This window comes from Protofrankia sp. CiP1_Cm_nod4, assembly GCF_982290645.1.
On record NZ_CEVIVC010000021.1, the window covers coordinates 40,064 to 46,297 of the forward strand.

Annotated in this window: 5 protein-coding genes; 4 read left to right on the forward strand and 1 reads right to left on the reverse strand. The window is 71.7% G+C overall.

From position 1 onward, the window contains the following. The first annotated feature begins 40 nt into the window (after positions 1 to 40). From AC5LSR_RS06730 to AC5LSR_RS06745, 4 genes are all read left to right on the forward strand, one after another. Complete coding sequence (locus AC5LSR_RS06730) at positions 41 to 1,636, forward strand: galactose oxidase early set domain-containing protein (RefSeq protein ID WP_250285444.1); 1,596 nt, start codon at positions 41 to 43, stop codon at positions 1,634 to 1,636. 12 nt (positions 1,637 to 1,648) lie between these two features. Continuing rightward, positions 1,649 to 2,773, forward strand: a complete 1,125-nt coding sequence (locus tag AC5LSR_RS06735) for a glycoside hydrolase family 6 protein (RefSeq protein ID WP_250285443.1) — start codon at positions 1,649 to 1,651, stop codon at positions 2,771 to 2,773. A gap of 646 nt (positions 2,774 to 3,419) precedes the next feature. Continuing rightward, the gene (locus AC5LSR_RS06740) at positions 3,420 to 4,556 is read left to right on the forward strand and encodes a glycoside hydrolase family 6 protein (protein WP_250290570.1); all 1,137 of its coding nucleotides are present in this window, start codon (positions 3,420 to 3,422) and stop codon (positions 4,554 to 4,556) included. Positions 4,557 to 4,604: 48 nt separating this feature from the next. Next, a complete protein-coding gene (locus tag AC5LSR_RS06745) occupies positions 4,605 to 5,312 on the forward strand; it encodes an SCO family protein (protein ID WP_250285441.1) in 708 nt (235 codons plus the stop codon). 26 nt (positions 5,313 to 5,338) lie between these two features. On the opposite strand, the gene AC5LSR_RS06750 is transcribed toward AC5LSR_RS06745, so the two are convergent. Further along, positions 5,339 to 6,181, reverse strand: a complete 843-nt coding sequence (locus AC5LSR_RS06750; RefSeq protein ID WP_250285440.1) for an NAD(P)-dependent oxidoreductase — start codon at positions 6,179 to 6,181, stop codon at positions 5,339 to 5,341. Positions 6,182 to 6,234: the final 53 nt, after the last annotated feature.

Here is a 6,234-nt window from a genome sequence, read left to right on the forward strand (position 1 = left end):
GCCGCCGTGTTTCCGGTGACGGGCTGCTCGAGGAACTGACATGATGGTGTCCACCCAGAAACGCCGGGTACGCCGACGGCGGCTGCTCCAGCTCAGTGTGCTGCTTGTCCTGATTCTTGCCGGCAACGGCCCGTTCGCCGTGTCATGGGCCAGCGAGCAGTACGCCGAATGGCAGTCCAACCAGCCGGACTACATGCGTACCCACGGGCGTTGGGACATCATTGCCGACAGCGGCACCCGGTCCATTCACGCGGCCCTGCTGCGTACCGGGAAAATACTGCTCATGGCCGGTTCCGGCAACGACCAGGCAAATTTCGACGCGGGGAAGTTCACCACCGCGCTGTGGGATCCGGTCGCGAACACCTTCACCGACGTCTACACGCCGTGGGACGTCTTCTGCGCGGGGCAGGCCTTCCTCCCCAACGGCGACCTGCTGATCGCCGGGGGGACGAAGAAGTACGAGGTCCTGGCACAGGACTCGCCCGACGGCAAGAAGCACGAGTTCCAGGGGCTGAAGGACTCCTACATCTTCAACCCGGACACCGAGCGGTACGAGAAGACCGCCGACCTGAACCACGCGCGCTGGTATCCGACCCTGGTGACCCTTGCCAACGGTACGGTGGTGTCGGTCTCCGGCCTCGACGAGAACGGTGACATCGACCAGGGCAACACCGAGCTGTTCAGCGCGGCCACCAGGACATGGCAGGACAGCCACCACCTGAAGAAGATCTTCCCCACCTACCCGTCCCTGCTGCTCGCGGCGGACGGCCGGCTGTTCTTCTCCGGCGCCAACGCCGGTTACGGCCCGGCGGAGATCTCCGAGCGCCAGCCCGGCCTGTGGAACCTGGCGGACAACTCCTTCCAGCCGGTCAACGGGCTGCCCGAGCCGGAGATCAACGAGACGGCCGGGACGATCATGCTTGCGCCGGCGCAGGACCAGAAGGTGATGTTCATTGCCGGCGGCGGCGTCGGCGACACCCAGGCCGCGAGCGCCCGGACCGCCATCGTCGACCTCTCCGCGCCCGCGCCCGCCTATGTCAGCGGCCCGAACCTGACGGTGGCCAAACGGTATCCCGGCGCGGTCGTCCTGCCCGACGACACGGTGCTGGTCTCCGGTGGTTCCGCCGGCTACCGGGCCAAGGACTCGCTGACCGCCGAGACCTACCATCCGGACACCAACAGCTTCACCCCGGCGGCCGATCCGCGCGTTGGCCGTGACTACCACTCCGAGTACCTGCTGCTGCCGGACGGGCGGGTGGCGGTCTTCGGCTCCAACCCGCTCAGCGACGACAACTCCTTCGAGACCCGGGTCGAGGTGTACTCCCCGCCCTACCTCTACAAGGGCGAGCGTCCGGCGGTCTCCGAGGTGCCGGCCAAGATCACCCGGGGCACGGCCATCACCGTGAAGTCGTCCCAGCCGGCGGCGAAGGTGCGTCTGATCCGGCCGGGTGCCTACACCCACGTCACCGACACCGAGCAACGCTCCGTGGCGCTGCCGATCACCCAGCAGACGGGTGGCAGCGTCACACTGGACGTCCCCGAGAACCCCAACCTGCTTCCGCCAGACTGGTACATGCTTTTTGTGACCAACGACGAGGGTGTTCCCTCCGTCGCCACCTGGGTTCATGTTGGATGAGGAGGGCCTGTATTGATCTCCAGGCTGGTCCGCTGCGTCACGGGGGAGCGGGGGCCGGGAGCTGACCGGCCACGGCGAGGTACCCGGGTCAGGGCCACCGCGGTCGCCGGCGCCATCTCGGTGCTCTCCGCGTGCGGCGGCTCGGACGGGCCGGGCTCGTCCCCGGCCACGACCTCCGCGCTGACCGCGGTCGGCCCGCAGTGCCCCGCCGGGGACCCCGCCGGCCACGGCGCGGTGGCGGGGCCCGGCCCGCACGGCCCGGCACCCCGGGCGCCGTTCCTCGTCGACCCCGACAGCCAGCCGGCCCAGGCTGCGCGGCAGGACCCGGCAGCCGGGACGGCCGCCGCCACGATCGCGGCCAAGCCGTTGGCCTACCCCGTCGGGGACTGGCTGGGGGACGGCGTCCAGGCCCAGGTGGCGGCACGCGCGGCCGAGGCGGAACGCACCGGCGCCACCGCCGTCTTCATGGTCTACGCGATCCCGCACCGTGACGTCGGCGCGGGCTTCTCCGCCGGCGGTCTGCCCGACGCCGCCTCCTACCAGGCCTTCACCAGGAAGGTCGCGGCGGGCATCGGCCACCGCGACGCCGTCGTCATCCTGGAACCCGACTCACTGGCACAGCTGGACCATCTGGGGCATGCCGAGCAGGACGAGCGTTACCGGCTGCTCAACGACGCCGTCGACGTCTACGGCGGGCTTTCCGGCACCAGCGTGTACCTGGACGGGGCCAACTGCGGGTGGACGGCGGCGCCGGTCATCGCCGACCGCCTGACGCGGGCGGGCGTGCAGCGGGCCCGTGGGTTCGCCGTCAACGTGTCGAACTATTACCACACCCACGACGAGGTGGCCCGCGCCGACGTGATCTCGGCGCTGACCGGCGGCAGTCATTTCGTGGTCGACACCTCGCGCAACGGCCGTGGCCCGGCCAGGGGCGACCTGAAGGACGCCTGGTGCAACCCGCCGGGGCGGGGGCTGGGAACCACATCGACCACCGACACCGGCAGCCCACGTGCGGACGCCCTTCTCTGGATCAAGGTGCCGGGAGCCAGTGACGGGGAGTGCGGCCGGAACAACCCGCCAGCCGGCACCTGGTGGCCGGCCCAGGCCGACGAGCTCGTCCGCAACGCCACGTCCTGAACGGGGCCTTCCCCACCCGGGCGGGCAACGGCCCGTCGTACCCAGGGTGTTCCCGGACCGTCCGCGGCCGTTGGCCGGACGGGCTGGTTCCGGCGCGCCGGCCACCCGTTTCGGCATGATTCGCTGGATTGCGCTCCCGGCCAGGGGGCTCGCGGTGCCCGGCCACCGCGAAACAGAACAACGTCCTTCATGTCGGTTCGTCCCGCCCGGGCGGGTGGGGCTCGGGCCGCCCGGGCGGATATGCCCACCGCCGGTGGCAGTTGTCCCGTCCGCCGCTCCGGCGAATTCACAATGAAAAAACAACGTCCATTGTTTTTCTGGTAGCCGGAAGTCGCCGCCGGCGGTCGTTGCTGTCGTCCTGCCGACACGATTCCGGCGTGGCTGGTGGCGTTGGGTGCCGGCCTGTGTCGGCTTTCCGCACCGTCAGCGCGGTCGCTGCTAAACTGCCGCTGCGGACAGAGGGTTGAGCAAGAAAACGAGCGCATCCAACCGCCCGTTCGGAGGTCGTGTGTCGACAGACGTGCATGGAGGGCCCGGACGCCGGGCCGCCCGCCATGCGCATCGTCCGAAATCCCGTCGGCCGCTATGGATATGGCTGACGCCGGTCGTCGCCGCCGCCGTATTCGCGGGTTTCGGTTGTGTACGGGTGGTGTTTCCCAGGACCTCTCCGGTCTCGTCCTCCGTGGACGTGGTGATACCGCGTCCGGTCGGTACGGTGCCTCCCGGGCCGCTGACCGCCGTCGCCGCGCTTCTCGGCTCGCTGGCTCCGGTACCGGGGCAGACCCCTGCCGCGCCAGCCGCGCGGCCCACGCATCCCGCCGAGCACACCGAGGCTCCCAGCGCGCCGCCGCCGCCGCCGGCCCGGCCGCCGTCGGCGGCGCCGGCGACGGCCAGCAGCAATCCGTTCGCCGGGGCCAGGTTCTACGTCGATCCCGACAGCGACGCCATGGCCGCGGTCGCCCGGCTGCGTAACAGCGCGCCCGCGGACGCCGCCGCGCTGAGCCGGATAGCGAACACCTCGCACGCCGACTGGTTCGGCGGTGACACCGCGAACCCGGACGCCGTGCGGGCCAGGGTCGCCGGGCGCGTGGACGAGATCCGCGCTACCGGCGCGCTGCCGGTGCTGGTCGCCTACGCGATCCCCAACCGTGACTGCGGCAGTTACTCCGCTGGCGGAGCCGGTAGCCCAGATGCCTACCGGGCGTGGATCGCCGCTTTCGCCGCCGGTATCGGCCGGGGCCCGGCGGCGGTCATCCTCGAGCCCGACGCGATCTCCCAGACCGACTGCCTGTCCGCGGCCGACCGCCAGACCCGGTACTCGCTGCTGGGGAACGCGGTGGACGTGCTTGCCCACGTCGGCGCGGCCGTCTATCTCGACGCCGGGAACGCCACCTGGCACAGCGCCGCCGACACCGCCGCCAGGCTGCGCGCCGCCGGCGTCGACCGGGCCCGTGGCTTCGCCCTGAACGTCTCGAACTTCGACGAGACGCCGGACGAGCGTGCCTATGCCGCCGCGGTGTCCGCGGCGCTGGGTGGCACCGCCCGGGCCGTCATCGACACCAGCCGCAACGGGCTCGGCCCGGCCGCCAGCAACGCCTGGTGCAACCCGCCGGGCCGGGCGCTGGGCGCCGCGCCGACCGGCAACACAGGTGACCCGGTCGTCGACGCGTATCTGTGGATCAAAGTTCCCGGGGAGTCGGACGGGACGTGCAATGGCGGGCCTGGCGCCGGCCAGTGGTGGCTCGACTACGCACTGGGGCTGGCCGCCCGCGCCACCGGCTGACCGTCCCGCCGTCGACGCCCGTATCACCATCGGGTGCATTGTTGACGGGTGAACTCCCACCCGTTCCGGCCCGGGACACGGCGGCCCGGGACATGGCGGCCCCGGACGCTCGCCGCCGTGCTCCTCGCCGGCGTCCTGCTCGCCGTGCTGGTCACCGGCTGCGGCTCCTCGGGAACGGCCGGCCAGCGTGGCAACGGGCTGGTACACCTCGACGATCTCCCGGGTGCCGCGGGCGTGCGCGGGGTGGTCTTACAGCAGCCGCTGAGCAAGCCGGACATCCGGCTGACCGGCACGGACGGGCGTCCCTACGATTTCCGGGCGGCCACCGCCGGCCGGCTCACCCTGCTGTTCTTCGGTTACACCCACTGCCCGGACATCTGCCCGACCACCATGGCCGACATCGCCGCCGCGCTCAGCACGCTGCCGCCGGCTGACCGTGCCAAAGTGTCCGTGGTGTTCGTCACGTCCGATCCGGATCGGGACACCCCGGCGGCCCTGGGCAGCTGGCTGGCCCAGTTCGACCCGTCGTTCATCGGGCTGACCGGCCCGTTCGAGACGACCGCCGGTGACGCCGAGCAGCTCGGCGTCACGCTTGAGCGGCCGCGGCGGCAGCCCGACGGGTCGGTGACCGTCTCGCACGGCACGCAGGTGACGGCCTTCAGCCCGGACGGGACCGCCCGTGTCGCCTACCTCGCCGGCACCAAGGTCGCCGACTACGCCCATGACATCCCGCTACTGATCGCCGGCCGTACCTGACCCCCCGACGCCGCCCGCGGCGGTGGTCAGGTCGCGGTGTAGTAGGCGGCGAGGCTGGCGAAGTCCTCCTGGCCGTGCCCCGCGTCGGAGGCCTCCGTGGCCAGCGCGAGAGCGCTCGTGGCCATCGGCAGCGGCCGGCGGGCCGAGCCGGTGGCGATCCGCAGATCCTTGATCATGCCGTCGAGGGTGAACGTGGCGGGCTGGAAGTCGTTGCTCGTGAGCATCGACCCCTTGTAGCCCAGGATGAACCCCAGTGCGCCGCCGGCGAGCTCGGAACGCAGCAGGTCACGGTCGACGCCCAGGTCCGAGCCGAGCCGCAGCACCTCGCCGAGAGCCCCGGTGGCCAGCGCCAGGCCCAGGTTCACGACGGCCTTCAACGCCGTCGCGGTACCGACGCCGCCGACGTGCCGGGTGGTGCCGAACAGGGACAGCAGCTTCTCGGCGGCGGCCGCGTCCGGTCCGCTCGCGCCGACCAGCACGCGCAGGGTGGCGTCCCGGGCCGGCCCGGTCGTCCCGACCACGGGTGCCTCCACGTAGCGCAGCCCGGCCGCGGCGGCCACCCGCCCGAGTTCCCGCCCGGCCGCAGGCGCGATCGTCGTCGTGTTGATCACGAGGGTGTGCGGGGGCGCGCCGGCGATCACGTCGTCGAGCACCTGACGGGCGGACGCGTCGTCGAAGAGCATCAGCACGACCGCCTCGGCGGCGGCCACCGCGTCCCGTACGGAGGCGGCCTCACGCGCGCCCGCGGCCACCAGTTCCCGGGCCCGGCCCGGCGTCCGGTTCCAGATCGTCAGCTGGTGGCCGGCCTCGACGATGTGGCGGGCCATCTCCCGTCCCATCCGTCCCATGCCGAGAAAAGCGACGTTCATGGTTCTGCCTCCCCTGTATGTTCCGGTCTCCCCTGTATGTGCTGGTACTGCCC